This is a genomic window from Ruegeria sp. D6 (assembly GCF_056534365.1).
In genome coordinates this window covers 40,041-62,950 of the sequence record NZ_JBQFPH010000004.1, presented here as the reverse complement: position 1 = coordinate 62,950, position 22,910 = coordinate 40,041, and the positions used below count along the sequence as shown (strand labels likewise).

The 22,910-nt window shown below is 56.7% G+C and carries 30 protein-coding genes; 12 read left to right on the top strand and 18 right to left on the bottom strand.

What is annotated here, in order from left to right:
* Positions 1–2: 2 nt before the first annotated feature.
* Positions 3–1,052 (top strand): ferrochelatase, encoded by a 1,050-nt coding sequence (gene hemH / locus ACR0A1_RS14400; RefSeq protein ID WP_480868080.1) that lies wholly within the window; start codon positions 3–5, stop codon positions 1,050–1,052.
* Between the two features lie 74 nt (positions 1,053–1,126).
* On the opposite strand, the gene ACR0A1_RS14395 is transcribed toward hemH, so the two are convergent.
* Together ACR0A1_RS14395 and ACR0A1_RS14390 are read right to left on the bottom strand one after the other, a co-directional pair.
* Complete coding sequence (locus ACR0A1_RS14395; protein WP_010442520.1) at positions 1,127–1,309, bottom strand: hypothetical protein; 183 nt, start codon at positions 1,307–1,309, stop codon at positions 1,127–1,129.
* A gap of 139 nt (positions 1,310–1,448) precedes the next feature.
* The gene (locus ACR0A1_RS14390; protein ID WP_170395325.1) at positions 1,449–2,048 is read right to left on the bottom strand and encodes a L,D-transpeptidase; all 600 of its coding nucleotides are present in this window, start codon (positions 2,046–2,048) and stop codon (positions 1,449–1,451) included.
* Between the two features lie 169 nt (positions 2,049–2,217).
* Here ACR0A1_RS14390 and dalA point away from each other — a divergent pair, with 169 nt between their 5' ends.
* Positions 2,218–2,733: a divisome-associated lipoprotein DalA gene (gene dalA, locus ACR0A1_RS14385; RefSeq protein ID WP_255611997.1), complete on the top strand. Its 516-nt coding sequence runs from the start codon at positions 2,218–2,220 to the stop codon at positions 2,731–2,733.
* Between the two features lie 72 nt (positions 2,734–2,805).
* On the opposite strand, the gene ACR0A1_RS14380 is transcribed toward dalA, so the two are convergent.
* The 7 genes from ACR0A1_RS14380 to ACR0A1_RS14350 all read right to left on the bottom strand — a co-directional run bounded on the left by ACR0A1_RS14380 (position 2,806) and on the right by ACR0A1_RS14350 (position 7,585).
* Positions 2,806–3,270: a PTS sugar transporter subunit IIA gene (locus tag ACR0A1_RS14380; protein WP_170395318.1), complete on the bottom strand. Its 465-nt coding sequence runs from the start codon at positions 3,268–3,270 to the stop codon at positions 2,806–2,808.
* A 59-nt stretch (positions 3,271–3,329) separates the two neighbouring features.
* Positions 3,330–3,893: a ribosome hibernation-promoting factor, HPF/YfiA family gene (hpf, locus tag ACR0A1_RS14375; protein WP_039541074.1), complete on the bottom strand. Its 564-nt coding sequence runs from the start codon at positions 3,891–3,893 to the stop codon at positions 3,330–3,332.
* 252 nt (positions 3,894–4,145) lie between these two features.
* Entirely contained in the window at positions 4,146–4,904 is a 759-nt protein-coding gene (gene lptB, locus ACR0A1_RS14370) for an LPS export ABC transporter ATP-binding protein (RefSeq protein ID WP_170423341.1), read from the bottom strand.
* Complete coding sequence (locus ACR0A1_RS14365) at positions 4,904–5,395, bottom strand: LptA/OstA family protein (protein WP_255611996.1); 492 nt, start codon at positions 5,393–5,395, stop codon at positions 4,904–4,906. The genes lptB and ACR0A1_RS14365 overlap by 1 nt, the downstream gene beginning before the upstream one ends.
* 3 nt (positions 5,396–5,398) lie before the next feature.
* Positions 5,399–6,007 (bottom strand): LPS export ABC transporter periplasmic protein LptC, encoded by a 609-nt coding sequence (locus ACR0A1_RS14360; RefSeq protein WP_170408672.1) that lies wholly within the window; start codon positions 6,005–6,007, stop codon positions 5,399–5,401.
* A 4-nt stretch (positions 6,008–6,011) separates the two neighbouring features.
* Positions 6,012–6,974: a KpsF/GutQ family sugar-phosphate isomerase gene (locus ACR0A1_RS14355; protein WP_170597161.1), complete on the bottom strand. Its 963-nt coding sequence runs from the start codon at positions 6,972–6,974 to the stop codon at positions 6,012–6,014.
* Positions 6,971–7,585 (bottom strand): ribonuclease D, encoded by a 615-nt coding sequence (locus tag ACR0A1_RS14350; protein WP_170597160.1) that lies wholly within the window; start codon positions 7,583–7,585, stop codon positions 6,971–6,973. Before ACR0A1_RS14350 ends, ACR0A1_RS14355 begins: the two co-directional genes overlap by 4 nt.
* A gap of 145 nt (positions 7,586–7,730) precedes the next feature.
* Between ACR0A1_RS14350 and ACR0A1_RS14345 the strand changes: the two genes are divergently transcribed.
* The 7 genes from ACR0A1_RS14345 to ACR0A1_RS14315 all read left to right on the top strand — a co-directional run bounded on the left by ACR0A1_RS14345 (position 7,731) and on the right by ACR0A1_RS14315 (position 14,611).
* The gene (locus ACR0A1_RS14345) at positions 7,731–9,050 is read left to right on the top strand and encodes an MFS transporter (RefSeq protein WP_480868077.1); all 1,320 of its coding nucleotides are present in this window, start codon (positions 7,731–7,733) and stop codon (positions 9,048–9,050) included.
* 56 nt (positions 9,051–9,106) lie between these two features.
* Entirely contained in the window at positions 9,107–9,535 is a 429-nt protein-coding gene (locus ACR0A1_RS14340; protein WP_480868076.1) for an Lrp/AsnC family transcriptional regulator, read from the top strand.
* Positions 9,536–9,607: 72 nt separating this feature from the next.
* On the top strand, positions 9,608–10,276 hold the full coding sequence (locus tag ACR0A1_RS14335) for a transglycosylase SLT domain-containing protein (RefSeq protein ID WP_480868075.1): 669 nt from the start codon (positions 9,608–9,610) through the stop codon (positions 10,274–10,276).
* A 9-nt stretch (positions 10,277–10,285) separates the two neighbouring features.
* Positions 10,286–12,373, top strand: a complete 2,088-nt coding sequence (flhA, locus tag ACR0A1_RS14330) for a flagellar biosynthesis protein FlhA (RefSeq protein ID WP_480868073.1) — start codon at positions 10,286–10,288, stop codon at positions 12,371–12,373.
* Positions 12,370–13,143, top strand: a complete 774-nt coding sequence (locus ACR0A1_RS14325) for a flagellar biosynthetic protein FliR (protein ID WP_480868071.1) — start codon at positions 12,370–12,372, stop codon at positions 13,141–13,143. Before flhA ends, ACR0A1_RS14325 begins: the two co-directional genes overlap by 4 nt.
* Positions 13,140–14,228, top strand: coding sequence for a flagellar type III secretion system protein FlhB (gene flhB / locus ACR0A1_RS14320; RefSeq protein WP_480868069.1), 1,089 nt, complete (start codon positions 13,140–13,142; stop codon positions 14,226–14,228). The genes ACR0A1_RS14325 and flhB overlap by 4 nt, the downstream gene beginning before the upstream one ends.
* Positions 14,225–14,611, top strand: a complete 387-nt coding sequence (locus ACR0A1_RS14315) for a hypothetical protein (RefSeq protein WP_480868067.1) — start codon at positions 14,225–14,227, stop codon at positions 14,609–14,611. The genes flhB and ACR0A1_RS14315 overlap by 4 nt, the downstream gene beginning before the upstream one ends.
* 11 nt (positions 14,612–14,622) lie before the next feature.
* Here the strand turns inward: ACR0A1_RS14315 and ACR0A1_RS14310 are convergent, their stop codons facing one another.
* The 9 genes from ACR0A1_RS14310 to ACR0A1_RS14270 are packed head-to-tail and all read right to left on the bottom strand — an operon-like array spanning position 14,623 to position 19,153.
* On the bottom strand, positions 14,623–15,117 hold the full coding sequence (locus ACR0A1_RS14310; RefSeq protein WP_170408681.1) for a flagellar basal body-associated FliL family protein: 495 nt from the start codon (positions 15,115–15,117) through the stop codon (positions 14,623–14,625).
* 11 nt (positions 15,118–15,128) lie between these two features.
* On the bottom strand, positions 15,129–15,860 hold the full coding sequence (gene flgH, locus ACR0A1_RS14305) for a flagellar basal body L-ring protein FlgH (protein ID WP_170395282.1): 732 nt from the start codon (positions 15,858–15,860) through the stop codon (positions 15,129–15,131).
* Entirely contained in the window at positions 15,860–16,273 is a 414-nt protein-coding gene (flgA, locus tag ACR0A1_RS14300; protein ID WP_480868065.1) for a flagellar basal body P-ring formation chaperone FlgA, read from the bottom strand. Before flgA ends, flgH begins: the two co-directional genes overlap by 1 nt.
* Positions 16,273–17,058: a flagellar basal-body rod protein FlgG gene (flgG, locus tag ACR0A1_RS14295; RefSeq protein WP_170626328.1), complete on the bottom strand. Its 786-nt coding sequence runs from the start codon at positions 17,056–17,058 to the stop codon at positions 16,273–16,275. The genes flgA and flgG overlap by 1 nt, the downstream gene beginning before the upstream one ends.
* 21 nt (positions 17,059–17,079) lie before the next feature.
* Positions 17,080–17,790 (bottom strand): flagellar hook-basal body complex protein, encoded by a 711-nt coding sequence (locus tag ACR0A1_RS14290; RefSeq protein ID WP_480868063.1) that lies wholly within the window; start codon positions 17,788–17,790, stop codon positions 17,080–17,082.
* Entirely contained in the window at positions 17,790–18,062 is a 273-nt protein-coding gene (locus ACR0A1_RS14285) for a flagellar biosynthetic protein FliQ (protein ID WP_170395271.1), read from the bottom strand. The genes ACR0A1_RS14290 and ACR0A1_RS14285 overlap by 1 nt, the downstream gene beginning before the upstream one ends.
* Positions 18,063–18,065: 3 nt before the next feature.
* Entirely contained in the window at positions 18,066–18,356 is a 291-nt protein-coding gene (gene fliE / locus ACR0A1_RS14280) for a flagellar hook-basal body complex protein FliE (protein ID WP_170408685.1), read from the bottom strand.
* A gap of 12 nt (positions 18,357–18,368) precedes the next feature.
* On the bottom strand, positions 18,369–18,755 hold the full coding sequence (gene flgC, locus ACR0A1_RS14275; RefSeq protein WP_480753873.1) for a flagellar basal body rod protein FlgC: 387 nt from the start codon (positions 18,753–18,755) through the stop codon (positions 18,369–18,371).
* An 11-nt stretch (positions 18,756–18,766) separates the two neighbouring features.
* Positions 18,767–19,153 (bottom strand): FlgB family protein, encoded by a 387-nt coding sequence (locus tag ACR0A1_RS14270; protein WP_170567490.1) that lies wholly within the window; start codon positions 19,151–19,153, stop codon positions 18,767–18,769.
* A gap of 107 nt (positions 19,154–19,260) precedes the next feature.
* Here ACR0A1_RS14270 and ACR0A1_RS14265 point away from each other — a divergent pair, with 107 nt between their 5' ends.
* From ACR0A1_RS14265 to ACR0A1_RS14255, 3 genes are all read left to right on the top strand, one after another.
* Positions 19,261–20,586 carry a FliI/YscN family ATPase gene (locus ACR0A1_RS14265; RefSeq protein ID WP_480868329.1) on the top strand — a complete coding sequence of 442 codons (1,326 nt, stop codon included), beginning with the start codon at positions 19,261–19,263 and terminating at the stop codon, positions 20,584–20,586.
* A gap of 83 nt (positions 20,587–20,669) precedes the next feature.
* Positions 20,670–21,509: a flagellar motor protein MotB gene (locus ACR0A1_RS14260; RefSeq protein WP_170636512.1), complete on the top strand. Its 840-nt coding sequence runs from the start codon at positions 20,670–20,672 to the stop codon at positions 21,507–21,509.
* Positions 21,510–21,607: 98 nt separating this feature from the next.
* On the top strand, positions 21,608–22,903 hold the full coding sequence (locus ACR0A1_RS14255; RefSeq protein ID WP_255611994.1) for a flagellar hook protein FlgE: 1,296 nt from the start codon (positions 21,608–21,610) through the stop codon (positions 22,901–22,903).
* Positions 22,904–22,910: the final 7 nt, after the last annotated feature.

Genomic DNA, 22,910 nt, shown 5'->3' with positions numbered 1-22,910 from the left:
CAATGTTTGATGCCACTCGTCCAACCCATGCCCCTGCAGACCATCCCAAGGTCAAGATGGGCCGCGTCGGCATCCTGCTGGCTAATCTGGGAACTCCAGATGACTACAGTTATTGGCCTATGCGGCGGTATCTGAACGAGTTCCTGTCGGACAAGCGCGTGATCGACTACCCGGCGTGGAAGTGGCAGCCGATTCTGCAAAGCATCATTCTGACCAAGCGGCCTTTCAGTTCGGGTGAGGCGTACAAGTCAATCTGGAATCACGATAAGGGCGAAAGCCCGTTGATGACGATCACCAAAGATCAGACTGCCAAGCTGCGCGCAGCGATGCAGCAGCGGTATGGCGATCGGGTGATGCTGGATTTTTGCATGCGCTACGGCAATCCTTCAACTCCGTCGAAGGTCCGAGAGATGGTAGAAGAAGGCTGTGATCGCATCCTGTTCTTCCCGCTCTACCCGCAATATGCCGGTGCCACGACTGCTACAGCAAATGATCAGTTCTTCCGCGCGTTGATGAAAGAGACATGGCAGCCTGCCAGCCGAACTGTTCCGGCCTATTTCGACGAACCTGCCTATATCGATGCGTTGGCGAGCTCTGTCGAGCGCGCCTATGCAGATATGGAGACAAAACCGGATGTCCTGGTCTGCTCGTATCACGGGATGCCCCAGCGCTATTTGCAGCAAGGGGACCCCTATCACTGCCACTGCGTGAAAACATCAAGGCTACTGAAAGAGCGTCTGGGATGGACGGATGATCAGCTGATCTCGACCTTTCAATCGCGCTTTGGACCAGAAGAATGGCTGAAGCCCTACACCGTTGATCACGTGGCTGATCTGGCGCGTCAGGGTAAGAAGAACATCGCCGTCATCGCACCTGCCTTCTCTGCCGATTGCATTGAGACGCTGGAAGAGATCAACGAAGAGATCAAAGAGAGCTTCGAAGAGGCAGGTGGTGAATCGTTCACCTATATCCCTTGCCTTAACGACGATGATTCGCATATCGCCGCGCTGAGTAAGGTGATCGAAGACAATCTGCGTGGTTGGTTAGACTAATCGCGCTTTCACCAGACACGAAAAAAGGCGGTGGTTTGCACCACCGCCTTTTAAGTGCATAAAGTCTCGTCGACTTAGCTTGCTGCAACAGCTGCGGCAACAACAACCAGCAGGATCAGCGGCAGGATGATGCCCTGCGACGAACCTTGGGTCTCTTCGACAACAACAGGTGCTTCAACAACCGGCTCTTCCAGGTTGCCAGCATATGCGGTCGAAGCAGCAGCAGTCAGAGCAGCAGCGAGAACGAGTTTCTTCATATTAACCTCCAGAATTTGCGCGATTCCCAATAGCGAAACCACGCATCTAAGACTTACCTCGTGAGTTTTTCTAATCAGCAATGCAGGCGGATTGCAATTGCAACTTGTCTCGCAAGCGGGTTCGTGCGCGAAAATGTCGTCAAATTAGCAACACTTGCGTGCCGACCTTGGCCATAGAAAACAGTTCGGCGATGTCATCGTTGAACAAGCCAATGCACCCGTTCGACGACCGGCGTCCAATTTTACGCGTATCGTGGGTGCCATGGATGCGATAATACTTCCAGCTCAGATATAAAGCGTGTGTTCCCAGCGGGTTATCAGGACCCGGCGGAATATAATCCGGCCATTCAGGGTTGCGCTTCTTCATCGATGGCGTCGGTGACCAGCTTGGGCCTTCCACCTTGCGAATGACACTGGTGCGTCCGCGACGGGTCAATTCCTCGGTCAGAGGCACCGAAGAAGGGTACAGTTTGTATACGGATTGATCATCTGACCAATAATGCAGCGCTCTGGATACGGTATCCACCAGAATGGCACCGTTTCTTGTGTTCGAAAAATAGGGCTGCCAGTCCAGCGCACGGAATCCCGACACATTGCGGCGTACCGGAGCTTCGGGTTCCGGGGCGGGGCGTAGCGGGTCGCCCGGAATATACTGAGCCAACGCAGGCGAGGCCAAGCTAGCGGTTGCACCGGCCAGGAATCCCCGGCGCGTCGATGTAAGAATATGTTTCTTGACCATGGAGATCGGTCCTCTGCTAACAGCAAATGCAAAATCTAAGGCATTTTATGGCCAGAATGCTTCAGTCGCAAATCAAACCGGCAGAATCACGCAAGGTTGGGGCATTGTAGGTTTGCTCCGGGCGGTCAAGCAGGCTATTTCCCTTCTCGACACAATATTTAGGCCGATCATGACACGTATTCTTTCTCTACTAGCGATTTGTTTTGTCGCACTTGCGGCATGTACCGATTCGGGCACATCCGCTATTGGCGCCGATGGCAGGCCGCTGCCATCTGTGTACAAAATTCGTGGCAACCCTGAAAAGCTGCAGTTCAGAATGCTGGATTCGGTGAATGCCTTGCGGCAAGCATCTGGCCTGCAACAGGTCCAATTGAACTCGCAACTGAATGCAGCTGCCGCCACTCATGCGAAAGACATGGCGCGACAGAATCGGCCATGGCATTTCGGTTCGGACGGTTCGTCTCCGTTGGATCGCGCGGCGCGCGCCGGTTACTTCGGTACATTCCTGGGTGAAGCGATCTCGGAAACCTTTGAGACCGAGACCGAAACGCTGGCCGCATGGATGCAGGAACCCGGTCCTCGTGCTGTGATCATGGACCCGCGCGCCACCCAGATGGGGTTCGCCTGGCACCAAGAAGGCGGTGGCAAGATCTGGTGGACGCTGGAAATGGGATCCGGCGGCTGATCACGCCAGCTAAAGAAACAAAAAAAATGCCCCCGACAAATCGGGGGCTTTTTTTGTTGATAAATGGGCCAATCAGGCAGCTTGCATCGATTGCGCTTCAGTCAGAATGGCATATAGCTTTACCGGGTCAGGGTTGGCCCGCAGCTTGGCGCAGACCGATTGCTCGCGCAGCGTGCGCGAGACCAACGCCAGCGCCTTAAGGTGTTCAACCCCCGCCTCTTCTGGCGCAAACAGGGAAAACGCCAAATCGACCGGCTGACGGTCGACCGACCCGAAGTCGATGGGCTTTTCCAGCATGACAAACACGCCCGAAACCGATTCCAGTTCGGAAAGCCGTGCGTGCGGAAGTGCAACACCATGTCCAACACCAGTTGGGCCAAGGCTCTCCCTCTCAAGCAGGCTGTCTACGATCGTCTGAGCATCCAGCCCAAGCGTCGCGGCGCCCACATCGCCAATTTCCTGAAACAAACGCTTCTTGCTGGAAGCAGCGGACAGTACACGCACCGCTTCTGGCTTTAGAATGCTCGAAAGCTCCATCATTTTGCTCCTAAGCCGTGCCCCCGGCTATTCGGGGGCAGGCCGATTTGTCTTGCCTGTTACGGATCGATCCAACCGATATTGCCGTCCTCGCGGCGATAAACGACATTCAATCCGTCCTTGTTCTCATTTCGGAACACCAGTACCGGAGCACCAGCGAGTTCCATCTGCATGACGGCTTCACCAACACTGAGCGATGGGATCTTGGTTTCCATCTCAGCCACGATCATAGGCTGCAGCGATTCGGGTTCGTCTGCCGTCTCCGATTCGTCAGAGGCGAGGATATAAGAGGACGCGCCAAAGAGTTCAACCGGCTCGGACCGATCCTTATGGTGGTCTTTCAGGCGGCGCTTATAGCGTCGCAGTTGTGTCTCCATCTTGTCGCAGCAGCCTTCGAATGCCGCGTAAATCTCGGTCGCGTGCGCCTTGGCCTGTGCGGTCAGGCCGGTCGACAGATGCACGGTGGTTTCGCATACATATTCATGCGCCGAACGGGAAAAGACGACATTGGCGTCTGTAGGCCGCTGGGCATATTTGCCCACGACCTCGCCCAGTTCGGTCTGCACATGGGTCTGCAGGGCCGCACCGATGTCGATCTGTTTTCCGCTGATTTGGTAACGCATGTGATCTCCTTCACAATTCACACCCATTCTGACGTCGCGTAACGCGACTGACTTGTTTTTATCGGGTGGGGGGTATCGGCATGTTCTGCGGTTGCCGTTGGCCCGGCCCTTCAACGAAGGGAGATCGAGATCCAGTTTGGAACCGAAGAAATGCCATATGCCAATTGAGCCAAGAGGTGAGGGAAGAGTCAATCAAAACAGGTGTGTATATACGTGATTTCCGTCATGCATCAGGCGCATCTCCGCACAACCTTATGAAATACGGAAGTTTTCACCCAGATAGACCCGGCGAACATTTTCGTTTTCGACAACTTCATCGGGCGTGCCTGACATCAAAACCTGGCCGTCATGCAAGATATAAGCCCGATCCACAATCTCCAGCGTTTCCCGGACGTTATGATCCGTGATCAGTACTCCGATGCCACGCTTTTTCAGATCGGCCACCAGATGCCGGATATCACCGACACTGATCGGATCGACACCCGCAAATGGTTCGTCCAACAGCAGATATTTCGGATCGGCGGCCAGACAGCGCGCAATTTCGACCCTTCGGCGTTCCCCGCCGGACAATGCCAATGCAGGCGCTCGGCGCAGGTGTTCGATGGAAAAGTCCGATAGCAGCTCTTCCAGCCGCTCCTTGCGGCGATGGGCATGTTTAACCGTGATATCTAGAACCGAAGCGATGTTGTCTTCAACGCTCATCCCGCGGAAAATCGACATCTCCTGCGGCAGATATCCGATCCCCATCCGGGCACGACGATACATCGGCAGGGTCGTGACGCTCTGCCCATCAATCGTGACCGTGCCTGCTTCGGGGAAAACCAGACCCGCGACAGAATAAAAAGTGGTGGTCTTGCCCGATCCGTTCGGGCCTAGCAACGCCACGACCTCGGAGCGGTTCAATTCCATGGACACATCGCGAATGACGGTCTTCTTGCGATAAGACTTTCGTAGCTTTTCGATCTTCAGACCGGAAGAACCTTCAGCGATGGAGAGTTCGGGCTGGTTCATCAGTTGCCACCTTGTTGCAGAATGGTTTTGACACGCCCTGACATCGTCGCAGTTCCCGTCGTCAGATTTGCAATCATCTCGTCGCCGCTGATGATACTTGGGCCCTGCGTCAGCAACACGTTGCCCTTCATCTCAATCACGCCGGAATCGATGGTGTATTCTGCCCAATCGCCCTCGGCTGCGTCGGGCGGACTGACCAGAACCACGTTTTCGGTGGCCTCCATCCGTTCGATGGCCGAGCGTTCTTCGTTATAGATGACAAGAACCCGGTCTGCCGTCAGGCGCATCTCACCCTGGATGACAATGACGTTGCCGATAAACTCGGCCGATCCATCTTCCTGATTCACGTTCAATGTCTCGGACGTCACCTCGACTGGCAGCGTCGGGTCGGCATTGACAGAGCCGAACGCCACCTGAGCCTCTTGTGCAGAAACAGGTGTGGCTCCGACAGCCACGGCTAGACACAAAAAGGCGACACGTAAATCGAACACAAGTTATCTTTCTGCTTTTTGCGGCTCATATATCAACTTCACGCCGCCTGTAAAAAGAATATGAACCGGACCGTCCTTTTTTTCGGTCCCAAACACCATTCTTCCGGCAGTAAAGTCGCCAATCGGACCGGTCCCGTCAATCTGTCCCGGGCTATCACCACGTATTTCATCCAGCGACGTATTCAACAGGTCGGTGGTGACCTGGATGCCGTCTCTGGTGGTGATGACCACATCCCCTGCAAACGTTGCAGTACCCTTGTCTGGCCTGATGATGCCTGTGTTGGATTCGAGTGTGATCTCGCCCCCATTGCTTAGTCCAAAGCGGCCCTGCACTTCGGCTGCCGTCGGTGTGTCGCCATCGCCACCCTGACTGGCCCTTCGGGCTTCGACGCGGATTTCCTCACCCTTGCGGGTGACACCTTTATAGTCGGGCCGCGTGACCACCTGATCTGTCAGCCGGTCGTCAATATCCTGATCACTGAACGGCACCGAGACATTGGTGTCGACGCTGCGAGAAAGAAGAAAGACAGAAGACAGCAACAAAATCGCCACAAGCGGTAGCAGTACCTTCAGGAACTGCACCCATCGGGAATGGCGATCAACTTCAGCCATCTTCCTAACCCAATCCTACACGCAGACAGTCATGTATGTGCAGCAGACCCAAGGCTGGGCCATTTGTGTCAGGATCAACCACAAAGAGTGACGTGATCTTGCGATCGTTCATGATTGCAACCGCCTCCTCCGCCATGGCACTTGGCGCAATGGTCATTGGGTTTTCGGTCATCACCTCTTCGGTGTTTTTGCTCAATAGTCCGTCCATGTTCCTGCGCAGGTCGCCATCGGTCACAATACCCAGCAAACGACCTGCATGATCAGTGACTCCCACAACACCAAAGCTCTTCTGACTCATGACCAGCAGCGCCTCGCTCATCGGGGTGCCAGCGGTCACCAAGGGCAAATCTTCATGCATCAGATCACGCACAGTAGACAGTTGCGCCCCCAACTTTCCACCGGGGTGGTAAGCGCGGAAATCTTCGGGTTTGAAATCCCGGTACTTCATCAGCGCAATCGCCAGCGCGTCGCCCATCGCCAGTGTCAGCGTCGTCGAGATTGAGGGCACCATCCCAAAACCACAGGCCTCTCCCAGTGACGGGATAAGCAGATGCACATCCGCCTGTTTCATCAAGGTGCTTTCCGGCTTGCTCGACAACCCGATCAGCGGAATTCCAAAGCGACGCGTAAAGGCCAGTAAGTTCGCCAGTTCCGGCGCTTCACCTGAGTTCGAGATCGCAAGGACCACATCGCCTTTCGAGACCATGCCCAAATCACCATGGCTGGCTTCGGCGGGATGGACAAAATAGGCGGGTGTACCAGTGCTGGCCAGAGTCGCCGCGATCTTGTGGCCAATATGGCCGGATTTGCCGATACCACTGATAATAATGCGGCCAGTGGCCTGCAGGATCAGTTGCACGGCTTCGGCGAAATGCTCGTCCAAGCTTTCGGCAAGGACCTCCAATGCGCGGGCTTCGTCGGTAACGACCTGCCGGGCGGTTCTGAGGAATGCTTCGGTGTCAGTCATGAGTGCGCAAAAATATCGGTTTCGGGCCAGCCTGCGAGGTCAAGCTTCGCACGCATCGGCAGGAAATCAAAACACGCCTGCGCCATTTCGGTGCGGCCTTCGCGGGCCAGACGTCCGTCCAGTGCATCCCGCAGTTGGTGCAGGTACAAAACATCCGATGCCGCATAGTCCAACTGGGCATCAGTCAGCGTTTCAGCGCCCCAATCGCTCATCTGCTGTTGCTTCGAGATATCGACGCCGATCAGTTCCTGACACAGGTTCTTAAGACCATGACGATCAGTATAGGTGCGCACCAACCGGCTGGCGATCTTGGTGCAATAGACCGGGGCGGCCAAAGCGCCAAAGGTGTGATACATCGCAGCAATATCGAAGCGGCCAAAGTGGAACAGCTTCAAAACATTCGGATTTTCCAGCATCGCGCACAGGTTCGGCGCCTGCGTCTGCCCAATCTCAACCTGAACGATATGGCTGTTGCCGTCCCCTCCTGACATCTGGATCACGCACAGGCGATCTCGATGCGGGTTCAACCCCATGGTTTCACAGTCAATGGCCACAACCGGGCCCAGATCCAGCCCGTCCGGCAGGTCATTTTTATACAAGTGGTTCGCCACGGAAATGTCCTTTGTGCGCTTTCGGCCCCGAGATAGGCGGTTTGGCCCGCAAACTCAACGCCGTCCTTGGAAAAGCGGCACCCTTGACCTTGTGGCCAACACTTGAACTATGGATCGGCGACACCGCGATTGAGAAATTCCGACAATGCTCAGCATCCTGAATAACCGTACCTACAGACACCTGTTGGCCGCGCAGGTCGTGGCACTGACCGGAACCGGGTTGGCGACGGTGGCCCTTGGGCTCTTGGCTTTTGATCTGGCCGGAGAGTCCGCAGGGTTGGTTCTTGGTATCGCTCTGACGATCAAAATGATCGCCTATGTCACCGTTGCCCCGCTTGCTGCTGCCTTTGCCGAGCGGCTGGATCGTCGCCGGATGCTGGTCGCACTGGATCTGGTGCGCGCTGTGGTCGCGCTCTGCCTGCCTTTCGTGTCCGAAATCTGGCAGGTCTACGTGCTGATCTTTGTGCTGCAATCCGCCTCAGCCGGATTTACACCCGCGTTTCAGGCCACCATCCCGGATGTGCTGACCAACGAACAGGACTATACCAAAGCCCTGTCCCTGTCGCGGCTGGCTTACGATCTGGAAAGCCTGCTGAGCCCGATGCTGGCCGCCACCTTGCTGCTGTTCGTCAGTTTCGACAGCCTGTTTCTGGGCACCTGTGTCGGTTTTGTCGCCTCGGCCCTGCTTGTGGTGTCTGCAACTTTGCCCTCACCCAAACCATCCCAGCCGCGTGGCATCTATGACCGCACAACGCGCGGCATTCGAATTTACCTTAAAACCCCGCGCCTGCGGGGCCTGCTGACGCTGAGTTGGAGCGCGGCCGCGCTCAGTTCGATGGTCATCGTCAACACGGTCGTGATCGTGCGCGGCGATCTTGGTCTTTCTGAAAGCGCCGTTGCCATCGCGCTGGCCGGGTTCGGTGGCGGTTCGATGCTCGCGGCATTTGCACTGCCACGCCTTCTGGATCACATTCCAGAGCGTCGCGTCATGCTGGGTGGTGCATCATTGGCGACGGGCACCATGGCAGCAGCGGCGCTGCTATCTGCCACCCTACCGATGACGCTGGGCTTACTGACAACGACCTGGCTATTGGTCGGCTTTGGATACTCCAGCACGTTGACGCCCTCGGGCCGCCTGCTGACCCGATCCGCCCACCCCGAAGATCGACCCGCTGTGTTTGCCGCACAGTTCACTCTGTCTCATGCTTGCTGGCTGGTGCTTTATCCCCTGGCCGGGTGGCTGATGACCCGATTTGGCGCAACTGTGGCGATGGCCGGAATGGTAACTGCCGCGATTCTGGGTCTGGTTCTTGTGCTCATTGCCTGGCCACGGCGCGAAGACAATGCAGTGGTCCATAACCATCCTGACCTTCCACAGGATCACCCCCACCTGTCTGGGCCAAAACCTCATGCGCATCCGATCATCATTGATGAACTGCATCCCCGTTATCCGCACCAGCCTTGAGCCCGAACACCAAACTACCCTAAACCGAGGCGAAGTTGCCTGAACCCGGAGCCGCAATGGACCAGCTTGACCGACGCATCATCGCCGCTTTGCAACACAATGCACGCGATTCGACGACCCTCATCGCCTCTAAGCTTGGCGTCGCCCGAACAACGGTGCATGAACGCATCAATCGCATGGAGGAGCGAGGCGTTATAGTAGGGTACTCGGTTGTCTTGCGCGAAACCGAAGATACGCCACGCGTTCAGATCATCGTTCTGCTTGAAGTGCAGCAGAAAGAAACCACACGGATCATCAAGCGGCTTGAAGCTTATCCCGAGGTCAAACTGTGTTTGTCAATCAATGGCGAATTTGACCTGCTGCTTTCCGCCGAAGCGCCACGGATCGATGATCTTGATATTCTGGTCGACGAACTTGCGCGCATCCCTGGCGTGTCGCGCACCAACACCAGCGTGGTCTTCGGTCGAAAGATTGATCGAAACTAAGGCACGCTAACTCTCTGTAAACAGGTAACTGGATAGCTTGGCCCGGACTGATCAGAATCCCGGACCGGCAGAATGCCAATTCAAAACCTCCTGATTGCGGCGCTTATGTTTTTGGCGCAGGCCGCAGACGCGGCAACAACGGCAGCTCTTTGTGATCGCGCAGCGCAACGGGCTGCGCTGGCCGAGGGCGTTCCGCTCGATGTCCTAAAGGCAATTGCCCGCATTGAAACAGGCCGCACGCTGGACGGGGTACTGGAACCCTGGCCCTGGACCATCAATCGTGAAGGACAGGGATATTGGTTTGCCTCCGAGGTTGAGGCAAAGTCTTACGTGTTCGACATCTTCAAATCCGGTGTACGCAGCTTTGATGTCGGTTGCTTTCAGATCAATTATCGTTGGCATGGTAAGGCTTTTCGCTCGATCGACGCGATGTTCGATCCGGATGAAAACGCAACCTATGCAGCACGGTTTCTGGCCCAGCTTTATGCGGAACTTGGATCATGGCCCGCCGCTGCCGGGGCTTACCACTCGCGCACGCAGCACCTCGCGGCCTCATATTCTGACCGTTTTCAGACGGTCCTGGCGCAGCTGGATGGCTCGGGCACAGCCCACGAACGCGATCCATTCACCGCATCTGCCAGCCCACTCATCCCGCTGAACGCTCATCCGGTCGGCCAGAACGCGCTGGGTTCACTGGTTCCCGAAACCTCTACAGCCACCGCCTTTATCGCCTTCAATTAGGAGCAGATAGTGCCCCGTATCGATCCCCGCACCTTGTTCTCCCCGACCATATTGCTGGCGCTGGCGCTGATGGCGGTCATCGTGATGATGATCCTGCCCATGCCAGCCTGGGTACTGGACGTGGGGCTGGCGGCATCCTTTGCGCTGGCGATACTGATCTTCACATTGACGCTGTTCATCGAACGGCCACTGGATTTCTCATCCTTCCCGACGATCCTGCTGGCCTCACTGATGTTGCGCTTGTCGCTGAACGTGTCCTCAACCAAGCTGATCATCGGTCAGGGGCACACCGGCACCAACGCCGCTGGTGACGTGATCGAAGGTTTCGCCCAGTTTGTCATGGGCGGCAGCATCTTTCTGGGCCTTGTGGTGTTTGGCGTTCTGCTGATCGTGAACTTCATGGTCATCACAAAGGGTGCGGCCCGCATGGCCGAAGTGGGTGCCCGGTTCGCGCTGGACGGGATGCCAGGCAAACAGTTGGCCATCGACAGTGATATGTCGGCTGGAGCCATCGATCACCAGCAAGCCAAAGAACGGCGCGAGCGCGAGCAGCAGGAAACCACCTTTTTTGGTTCGCTCGACGGCGCGTCGAAATTCGTCAAAGGCGATGCGATTGCCGGGTTGCTGATCACACTTCTCAACCTCGTGATGGGATTGGTCATGGGGGTCATCGTGCATGGGATGCCGGTATCGTCCGCCTTCGAAACCTATGCAATCCTGACCGTTGGGGACGGGTTGGTGTCGCAGATACCAGCAGTGATAATCTCGATTGCGTCCGCCTTGCTGTTGGCGCGTGGCGGTACGCAGGGTGCAACCGACAATGCGATCTTCTCGCAGCTTGGACGCCACCCGGCGGCGTTGGGCACCGTAGCGGTTCTGATGGTGCTGTTCGCCCTGGTGCCTGGATTGCCGTTCTTACCGTTCATTCTTGGGGCCGGGGTACTGGGCTATGCGGCTTATTCAGGCCTCAGAAAACGCAACGCCAGCGAGGCAGAGGCACAGACGCCCGAGGCCGAGTCTGACACTCCGGTTTCACAGGCCATCGGTGATATCCTTGACCTCGACGACGTTCACTTAGAATTCGCCCCCGATCTGGTCAGCATGGTGCTGAATCCCGGTACCGGCCTTGACGCGCGGATCGCCAACATGCGGACCTATGTCGCCTCAAGCTTTGGGCTTATCCTGCCCGAAATTCGATTGACTGACCGCGCCGATCTTCCGACCGGAACTTATGTGATCAAAGTACAAGGGGTCGAACAGGCGCGTGGTGTTCTGAATTCTGAACTTGTGCTCGCACTGGTACAGGACGGGCACGACTTTCTACCTGATGGCACCGATGTGATCGAACCCGTCTACGGTGCCCCGGCGCGCTGGATATTGCCCAAGGACCAGGAGGTCGCCGCACTGAATGGGGCCACCATCGTCACCCCTCCTGAAATTCTGGCGACCCATCTGCTTGAGATCATCAAACAGAATTTCTCGCGCCTTTTGACCCTGAAATCCCTTCGCCGCCTGCTGTCCGAGATGACGCGGCTTAGCGATCCGACCCGAGCTGAAGCCAACCGCAAAATGCTGGACGAATTGATCCCAGACAAGGTGCCGATCGACACACTGCATGCTGTTCTGCGGCTGTTGCTAGACGAACGGGTCTCGATCCGGAACATGGCGCTGATCCTTGAAAGCGTGGCTGAAGCACGATTGACCACCACCCAGCCCGAAGGGATCTGCGAACTGGTCCGCCAGCGGCTGGGCTTTCAACTGGTTGCCGACATGAAGCGCGAGGACGGCTCGATCCCTCTGATCCAACTCGCGCCGGAATGGGAGGACACATTTGCCACCTACCAGATCGACGCCGCGAACGCAGGTATCGACGTGGCACTACCGCCCAACCTGTTCAATAAGCTGGCCGATGGGGTTGTCGATAGCGTCGCAAAATCAGCAGATCACGGGTTGTTCCCGGCGGTCGTAACCACGACCCGCCGACGCAGATTGCTCAGGACCATTATGCACGCGCGCGGCGTCGCCAACCCCGTCCTGTCTTTTGAAGAGATCGGGCTTGAGGCGCGCCCCGCCTTGGTCGGAACGGTGCCCGCGTGATCTCAGTCCCGTCAGAGCTTTTGCCACATCTGGGGCAAAACCTGTGGCATCTGTTCGCCGTATTTCTTCGTGTGTCCGCATTGGTTTCGCTGCTACCGGCCTTTGGTGAACGCAGCGTCCCTGTGCGGGTCAAACTGGGCGTGGCAGTTGCTTTCACAATGATTGTCATTCCCGCCATACCCGCATCGGGTGTTATGCCGGGCTTTCACAAAATGATTGGATTAATCACCATCGAAGTCTTGATCGGTCTTATGCTCGGCATCGGGTTGCGCCTTTTTGTCCTTGCATTACAAACTGCAGGTTCAATCGCGGCGCAAGCGACATCCTTGTCTCAGATCCTGGGCGGAGCGGCCGCAGAACCTGTCCCGGCGATGGGGTATCTGCTGACGCTGGCCGGCTTGGCGCTGGCGGTATTGCTTGGCCTTCATATCCGTGCAGCGCAGTTCATGATCCACAGCTATATGCTGTTTCCGATGGGCGCGCTTCCAACTGCGCCTGATCTGTCGCAATGGGGCGTTGCGCAAGTCGTCCGCAGCTTTGGACTGGCCTTTGCGCTGGCGACGCCCTTTGTCATCGCATCGCTGATCTACAACCTCGCACTGGGCGTAATTAACCGCGCCATGCCGCAGCTCATGGTCGCTTTTGTCGGTGCCCCAGCAATCACTTTCGCAGGCCTTTTCCTGCTTTTCGCCGGGGCACCATTGATCCTGGCAACCTGGTCTGACGCTTTGTTTACCTTTCTCCAAAATCCTCTGGGAGGGCTGAGATGAGCACATCAGACGACGACAGTGATAAGTCATTTGAGGCGACCCCGCAAAAGCTGGAAAAAGCCCGCAAAAAAGGCGAGGTGGCGAAGTCCAATGATCTGTCGGTGGTGGCTGCATACATGGGACTGCTCGTCGCATTTTTGCTCACGGGTCAATTCACGGCAGAGCATCTGGGGACTCTGTTCGTGGTCTTGATCGACCAATCAGATCAATTCGCAATCTTGCTGACCGTCGGACCCGCGACATCCACCGTCGCCGGGATTCTGAGATCAACTATGGCACCAATCGCCGCGTTGTTTATCGTTCCGGCAGTCGCGGTGTTGCTCAGCCTGATCGCCCAGCGCGCACTGATCTTCGCGCCGGAAAAGCTGAAACTACGCGGTTCACGCATCTCGATCGTCTCAAACGCAAAGAACAAGTTTGGCCGGGGCGGGTTGTTCGAATTCGCCAAGAGCTTTGTTAAATTGTTGATCTATGGAACATGCCTGACCCTATTTTTACACGCCCACCTGCCCGAGATTCTGACAGCCAGTGCAGCCGCCCCGAGATCCTCAATTCTGTTGATGATGAACTTACTCAGCCAATTTCTGTTTATCGTCATAATGATCGCGCTGGCGATCGGCGTGATAGACTATCTGTGGCAACATGCCGAACACCTTCGCAAAAACAGAATGTCACGCAAAGAAATTCAGGATGAAACCAAGGATTCCGAGGGTGATCCGCACGTCAAACAGCAGCTTCGCCAACGCGCGCAGGACATAGCAACCAAGCAGATGATGGCGGATGTGCCCAAGGCCGATGTGGTGATCGTCAACCCGACGCATTATGCGGTTGCGCTGAAATGGTCGCGAGCAAGTGGCAGCGCTCCGGTTTGCGTCGCCAAAGGGGTAGATGAAATCGCGGCAACAATCAGGGCCACGGCCGGAGACGCAGGCATTCCTATTCATTCCGATCCACCAACAGCACGCGCATTGCACGCGACCGTCGGGATCGGACAGGAAATTACCGAAGAATACTACCGACCCGTTGCAGCAGCTATTCGGTTTGCCGAAGCCATGCGCAAACGAGCGAAGGGCCAGGTCGGATGACGCAAGATCGCATGGACAACCTTTTGACCGTCGCCGAAGCTGTTTATCAACGGGAACACCAAAAATTGCACCCTTTGTTGCAGCGCGAAGCCCAGTTGCTTCAGCAATTGACGCGTCTGGATTCTCAATTAGCCGAAGTAAAATCGACGAGTTCACAGTCGGATGGCTATCAGGTCACCGGCGCAGACCTGTTGTGGCACGGCTGGGAATCTTTGACACGGCGCAACCTGAACACCGAGTTGGCGCGCCTGCGATCACAAAAGCTTGCGGCAATGGAAGAATTGCGTGGGGCATTTGGGCGCAAACTGGCCGTTGCCGATCTGTCGCGCCGCCTGCAAGAACACAAGCGACGCGTGCGACAATCTAAGGCTCACGAATCGTAACCGGAACCCGTTCAGGTATCCTGTCGGCTGACACTCATGATCAGAACTTGCGAGACATCTTCGCCCAGATCCTTTCTCGCAACCTCCAGCAACGCATTGCGCAATGCCGTCAGGTTGTCTGACCGCGTGAATGCGCCGTCGAACCCGCCGATATTGGCGTGGTCAAACAGAACTTGCAGAAACCGGTCCCTTAATTTTGGCTCGATCTCATAAAACGCTTCGGCAATCCCCGGCCTCACCTCAAGGCTGAGGGACATGGTGACGAGCGCCGATATCTCGTCCTCGGAAACCACGGGGACCACGAACTGTTTGGTGAGTTTCAGATACTCATGTGTTTCTGATTGATCATCTTTGCCGGGCTTAGTTTTGTTTTTCTTGTCTTCATTGGGTTTTTGCCCAGCCTCCGCAAGATCTTCAGCTTCCCCGGAAGGGGACAATAGGATCCGGGCGCCCGCACCGGCAGCCAGGCCGAAAACCAGAAAAACGATCGGTAGTAGTTTTCCCATCAGCGCGGCCCTCAGAAAGGTAGCAAGGTATCAAGTATCTGTTGTCCATAGCGTGGTTGCTGCACATCCGTGATCTGCCCGCGGCCACCATAAGACACCCGCGCTGACGCGATCTTGTCATAAGTGATTTCATTCTGGCGCGAGATATCTTCGGGGCGGACATAGCCCGAGACCAGCAGTTCCCGAAGTTCGAAATTCACCCGCAGTTCTTGCGATCCAGAAATCGAAAGCACACCGTTTGGCAACACGTCGACGACCGTTGCCGCCACGCGCAAGGTCAATTTTTCTTTGCGTTTGACCGATCCCTTGCCTTTGCTGACCGAAGCCGAGTCAATTGAAACGGCATCATCAAGTGAGGCCCCTTCAGGTAGTCGTTCACCTGCGCGCTGAGGAAGGCCGAAGAGTTCCGGCACCGCAAGACTTTCTGACCCAGCCCGCGACCGGTTGGTGTCGTTGGATATTTCCGCCTTTTCATCCAGCTCGATCACGACTGTCAGAATATCCCCTTTTTTCATCGCCCGTTGATCACCAAGCAAGGAATGCTGACCGCCACTCCACAAAGATGACTGATCAACGGTTCGCTGAGGCTGGCTGTGCAAAGGTAGTCCGGGCCACAGCATCGCAACATGCTCAGGCGATTCCGTGTTTGGTGTCAGGCTGGGCGGCTTGCCAAGGTGGTCCAATCGTCCACACGCCGCAACACTCAGAACGACAAATAGCAGGGGTTTCGAAAGGCTCGGCATCATTTAACCTCAACTTGTCCATCGGGACGGATTACGCCCGTCACTGTTGTGCGAGACGCCAGATTCATGACACGGATACGCTCGCCTGCTGCGCCCCGCCCCAACGCGCGGCCTTCGGCAGTGATCGATAGCGCGACGTGATCGAACACCAGCGTCACCAGATCGTTTCGGTCCACGATCGCAGGCGGACCGACATCGGCAGGGCGGATTGGCTGATCTGGATAAAGCGCAACACGTGCCTCCTGACCGATAAGATCCTCTGGCCTACGAACCGCCCCATTGACCTCAGAGGTTTTGACTTCGAGGTCGGATGAGACAATGACCTCTTTGGCGCGGATCGTGCGGGTCGGCACAACGATCTCGGCCAAGCTTGGCATCGGCGTCAGGCATAGTATGAGGGTTAACAGACGCATCACCGCACCTGCGTGGTCGCGCCCATCATCTGGTCGACGGCGGAAATAACTTTGGCGTTCATTTCATAGCCACGCTGCGCTTCGATCAGTTCCGTGACCTCGCGCACCGCATCGACTGAGCTGTCCTCAAGATAGCCCTGCCGCAATGTGCCCAGCCCATCTTCGCCCGGGGTGCCGACAACCGGAGCGCCCGAGGCTTCGGTTTCCTTGAAGAGGTTGCTACCAATGGCCTCAAGACCCTTGGCGTTCGAGAAGCTGGCCAGCGTAAACTCGCCCAGCAACTGCCCCTCGGCCGTATCATCGAAATAGGCATAGACCTCACCCGCCGCATTGATCGAGATCGATCTGGCATCGTCTGGAATGGTAATTTCAGGGGCAACGGCAAAGCCATCAGAAGTTACGATCAGACCTTCGGCCGAACGTTTCAGGCTTCCGTCTCGGGTAAAGGCGGATTGGCCATTCGGCATGGTGACTTCAAGGTAACCTCGCCCTTCGATGGCGATATCCAGATCACTGCCCGTTGCCGAGAGCCCACCCTGTTGCAGCTGTACGGTGACGGCGGCAGGGCGCACGCCCAACCCCAGCTGTATACCTGTCGGAAGGACCGTTCCATCCGAGGCATTGACCGCCCCGGCGCGCACCATCTGTTGATAGTGCAGATCGGCAAACTCGGCCCGGCGGGTGTTGTAGCCGGTTGTATTCATATTCGCGAGGTTGTTTGAAATTGTCTCAACCCGCATCTGCTGTGCGGTCATGCCCGTAGCCGCGATCTTCAATGCTCGCATGTCGTATTCTCCTTCCGGTAATCAGCGCATCAATGCCTTAAGCGCCCCGCGAACCCGTTCGTCTTCGGCCTCAAGAAAACTCTGCCCGAGCTCGTAGGCCCGCTGAATTTCAATCATCCGGGTCACCTGACCAATGGCATTGACATTCGATCCTTCGAGGAACCGATGCAGCACGACCGGCTCGCCCACCGGTTCCACCTGCCCGCCTGCACGAAAATGTGTGCTTCCTTCGCGCACCAGGTTTTCGGGATCGGCGACGTTGTAGACACCGATCTGGCTCAGAAGTTGTCCATCGACGCTCATCGTGCCGTCGCTGCCAACATCGATCGTTGCGGCGTCGGGCGGGACAAAGACCGGCGCGCCATTGCTGTCCAGAACCCGGTGCCCGTCCATCGTCACCAGATCGCCCTCAGCATTGGGTGAGAAACTGCCGGAACGCGTCAGGCGGTTCCCTGCGGGCGTTTCGATCATAAAGAACCCGTCCCCTTCGATGGCAAAGTCGAAGGACCCGCCTGTCTCGGTCAGCACACCTTGTTGCAGAGAAGTGTTTCGAACCTGCGCACGGCTGAGCGATAGTGAAGGATTGCCCGGCATATCCCGGACGAATTCGGAGAACACCAGCCCCTGCTGACGATACCCGGTCGTGTTGGCATTGGCGATATTGTTGGCCACCATTCGCATCTCATCCATGAGACCGGATTGGCGGGACAAGGTGACATAAGCGGTGTCCATTAGCGACCTCCGGCAATAAGCGGGACCAATGTCCCGGTAAAAAACGTAACAAGGGTCTGGGTCATGAAGCCCATCGACATCCAGAACACGACCACGATTGCAATCAGCTTAGGCACGAAGGTCAGGGTCATCTCCTGAACCGAGGTCAAGGCCTGAAACAAACCAACTGTAAGGCCCGAGATCAGCGCCACCGCCAGGATCGGAACCGACGTGATGACTGCAACCCAAAGCGCCTGGCGCACGATGTCGTAGAACAGACCTTCGCTCAGCATCGTTCAGACCGGCATCCGCAAGATTTCCTGATAGGCTTCAACGACTTTGTTCCGAACAATCACAGCCGTTTCCACTGCCAACTCAGTCTGCGCCAGTGCCTGAACCAAAGCGTGCGGGTCGGCCTGCCCAACCATCGAAGATTGCGTGACTTGCTCGCTTTGTTTCAGCGTCGCCACGAAATCCTGAAACGAGGATCGCAGCCCTTGCGCTGTCCCCTGATGTTCGGGGGCGGCCTGCGTTGCTGGGCGCGCACCCGTATAATTCTGTGCGGCGGTAAGTGAGCGAACATCCATTCTGGTATTCCTTTATTTTCGGAGTAGATCCATCAGACTTGATGACATCTGCCGGGTCTGGTCGAACATCTTGAGGTTGGCTTCATAGCTGCGCTGCGCCTCTCGGGCGTCTGCTATTTCGATCATCAGATCGACGTTTGATCCTCTGTAATGGCCAGTCTCATCAGCCATAGGGTGGCCAGGATCATAAATTCGGCTCAAGTCGCGACGATCGAGTTTGACGCGCCCCGCCTGGACCATCTCTATTCCGTCCCGTTCGACTGTCTCAAACGGGACTGTCTTACGCCGGTATCCGGGCGTATCGGCGTTCGAGATGTTCTCGGACACATGACGCAACCGCGCTGCTTGCGCACGCAGTGCGCTAGCCGACGCGTCCAACGAGTAGGAAAAATCGCTCATCGTGAAACCCCCTATGCCCGGCCCAGACTCGTGCGCAGCACACCGATTGAAGACTTGTAGATCGCTAATGCCCGGTCATGTTGTCGCTTGACCTCGACAGCTTTCAGCATCTCTTCTTCCAATGAAACACCATTGCCATTCGGATCGCTCGAAGCCGCGACCGTGAATTCAGCCCAAGGCTGAGCGCGCACATCACCATTCAGATGACCCGTCCGAGTCGCGGTCATCGCGACCTCTCGGCTCGTGTTTTCAAACGCTGTCTGGAAGGCTTCAATATCGCGGGGCTTGTATCCCGGCGTATCCGCATTGGCCATGTTGCGCGCGACAACCGCTTGCCGTTGTCCGGCATGGGTTGCCATTGCGTACGCAGTCTTAAAGACGTTCAGGTCATTGAACATCGGGGCTTCTCCCTCGATCAATTTCAATCAAGGCTTAACCCCGATTCCTTTAGAAACCGTTTTCAACAAATCTATTTGGAGGACCTGCGATGGCCGATCTCGATCCGATGCGTCTGAAATGCGAATTCGATAGGATGTCGGCGGTACACCATATCGGGCGTGTGACCGGTGTTGCGCGCGGCGTGGTTGAAATCGATGGTCTGACCACCCAAGCCCGGATCGGGGATCATCTGACGCTGCGCCGACAAAAAGGCCCGGACCTGCCGGGCGAGGTCCTGCATGTCGAATCAGGCGCGATCCATATGCTGCCAGCCTCCGCACCCGATGGCGTAAGCCTGGGGGATCAGGTCTCTCTCGACCAGATGCCTGCCTTTGCGCCCGGAATGCATTGGCTTGGGCGGGTGATCGATCCGTTTGGCAAACCTCTGGACGGCAAGCCCCTACTGCCTGGCACGCTTGAACGTGACCTTATACAGGCCCCGCCAACCGCGGTATCGCGCAAGCCGCTGGGTGGTCGTATGGAAACCGGGTTGGCCATCCTCAACACGATGCTGCCCATTGTCCAGGGTCAGCGAATCGGCCTGTTCGCTGGTTCAGGCGTTGGCAAATCGACACTTCTGGCGACGCTTGCCCGCTCCGTCCAGGCGGATGCGGTGGTCGTTACATTAGTGGGCGAACGCGGGCGCGAAGTGAATGAGTTTGTCGAGAACGCCCTGGGTGCCGAAGGTCTGAAACGATCGGTCGTCGTGGCCGCAACCTCGGATCAATCGGCCCTGATACGCAGACGGTGCGCATGGTCGGCCATGTCGGTGGCGGAATACCTGCGGGATCAAGGGTTAAACGTTCTGTTTCTGGCCGATTCAGTTACCCGCTTTGCCGAAGCGCACCGCGAGATTGCCGCCGCAATGGGTGAGGCCCCATCGCTACGTGGCTACCCGCCATCGGTCACGCCGCTGATTGCAAACCTGTGCGAACGCGCGGGTCCCGGAACTGCCGATCAAGGTGACATCACCGCAGTCTTCAGTGTACTTGTCGCTGGTTCTGACATGGACGAACCCATTGCGGACATTCTGCGCGGCGTCTTGGACGGACATGTCGTGCTGAGCCGGGACATCGCCGAACGCGGGCGCTTCCCAGCGATTGACCTCAGCCGATCCGTATCACGCAGCCTACCAGGTGCGGCGACCGCAGATGAGAACCAGTTGATTACAGAAACCCGCAAGCTGGTCGGCAGTTATGAGCAATCTGAGGTGATGATCAAAGCCGGTCTCTATGCCGAAGGAACAGATCCTTTGTTGGATCGCGCCGTCCGATTCCACGAAGAGCTAGATAGCTTTTTTGCGAAGGCCGATCCCGATGGTATCGAAAACAGCTTTAATCGATTATCTCTGATTTTAAGGCGCGCTGGTGTAAACCCGGTGTCGCAGTCTTAGAATTCAGAACAGTTTTAAGTGTTAGGACCACCTTAACACCTGCCCTGCTAGGCCAGTAAGCGGGTGAATAGAAGGTGGTGGAGATGGGTGCGCAATCCAATGCGGCGCCAATCATCATCAAGAAGAAACGTGTATCGGGTGGCGATGCTCACCACGGTGGTGCGTGGAAGGTCGCGTATGCGGACTTTGTCACTGCCATGATGGCGTTCTTCATGTTGATGTGGCTGCTGAATGCAACGACCGAGACGCAACGCAAGGGTCTGGCGGATTATTTTTCGCCCACGATTCCGGTCAATCCGGTCTCGGGCGGTGGCGATGGTGCCTTCGGCGGTGACAACATGTTTTCGGAAAAAACCATGGTTATGGATGGATCAGGTGCCAGCAATCGGAACCCCACCGAGGCGAAACAGGCGCGCGGATCAACCGGCGTGGATGCGAAAGGCGGCGGTAAGGGTGCGTTCGAAGATTTCTCGTCGCTCGAGGCGCAGTTGTTGGGGCGCGCTGGGGAAAGCCTTGTGTCCGATAAGATGCGCAAGCACATCGTGACCCGCGTCACCGACGAAGGGCTGGTGGTCGAGCTGTTCGCCACTGAGGATCAACCGTTGTTCGAATCGGGGACAGACACGCCAACCCAAATGATGCGCGCGCTGGCACTTTTGGTAGCGCGGTCTTCTGATCTGGTGACAAACGCAATCGCGGTAGAAGGGCATGTGCGGTCTGCGCCCGTCGTGTTGGCGAATAACCCGGTCTGGGATCTGTCGACCGCGCGGGCGCAAAGCACCCGCCAACTGCTGCAGAACAAAGGCATCCAGCCACAGCGGTTGGACCGCGTGACTGGGCACGCGGACCGAGAGCTTTCGGATAAAAACCCCATGGCGATACGCAATAATCGGATTGAGATCATCTTTTTACGCAACCCTTAAGGGGTAAAGGATAGACAGCATTTTAGCTGTTAGCCGGCTGTTAAGGGCCAGTGCGGTACGTGTTGCATCAACGAATGACGCAACGAAAGGGCGTACCGATGACCATATCCTCTTCGCTGAATGCCGGTGTGGCAGCGTTGAAGGCCAACGCCAACAGGCTGGCCACGATCTCCGACAACATCGCCAATTCATCGACATTTGGCTATAAAAGGGTCGAGACCGACTTTCACTCCATGGTCACGTCTGGTCAGGGCGGCAGCTATTCGGCAGGCGGGGTCAGAACCACCAGCCAACGCCTGATAGATCAGCGCGGATCGTTGGTAACCACCAACAATTCAACCGATCTGGCCGTGCGCGGTAGAGGCATGCTGCCTGTCCGTCCCAGTTCGCAGATCGCGTCAGGTTCAAATGAGATGCTGCTGACCACGACAGGCTCATTCCGCACCAATGAGGAGGGGTATCTGGTCACACAATCCGGCCTTGTACTTCTTGGCTGGCGTGCCAATCCAGATGGCTCGATCCCCAGCGTCCCGAGGGATACGCCCGCCGCTCTGGAACCCATTCAGCTAAGCGTCAATCAGCTTTCGGGCGCCCCCACAACATCCATGAACCTGCGGATGAACCTGCCTGCAACAGCGACCGACGCTGGTGCTCCGGGTGACACGCAGCCCTTGTCGGTCGAGTATTTTGACAATTTGGGCAAGTCTGAAAGCGTCGATATCGAATTGGTCCCCACCGTTCCTGCAACCGGCAGCAGCAATGAATGGACCATGACCTTGCGCGATTCGGCCTCGGGCGGCGCTGTCATCGGAGAATATACCCTGACCTTCACCGATAGCCGTACAGCCGGTGGAACACTAGCCAGCGTCACCGCCGTGACCGGCGGTGCCTATGACCCGGCAAACGGCAGCGTTGTCGTCAACGTCGCCGGCGGACCGATGGAGATCAACATCGGCCAGATCGGCGATGCGGACGGCATTACACAGCTTTCCGATACCTTTGCTCCGGTTTCGATCACACGCGATGGTTCGGCCGTTGGCACGATGACAAGCGTACAGGTTGATGAGAACGGCTATGTCTATGCTTTCTATGATACTGGGGTCAGCCGCCGGATGTTCCAGATTCCACTGGCCGATGTGCCGAATCCAAACGGTCTGACGGCGTTGGACAGTCAGACCTATGCCCCCTCGCGCGACAGCGGCACCTTTTTCTTATGGAACGCGGGTGAAGGTCCGACAGGAGATCTTGTTTCTTTTGCACGCGAGGAATCGACCACCGATGTCGCCACCGAGTTGACCTCAATGATCCAGACCCAGCGGGCCTATTCCTCAAGCGCCAAGGTCATTCAGACTGTGGATGAGATGCTGCAGGAAACCACCAATATCAAACGCTGATCTGATG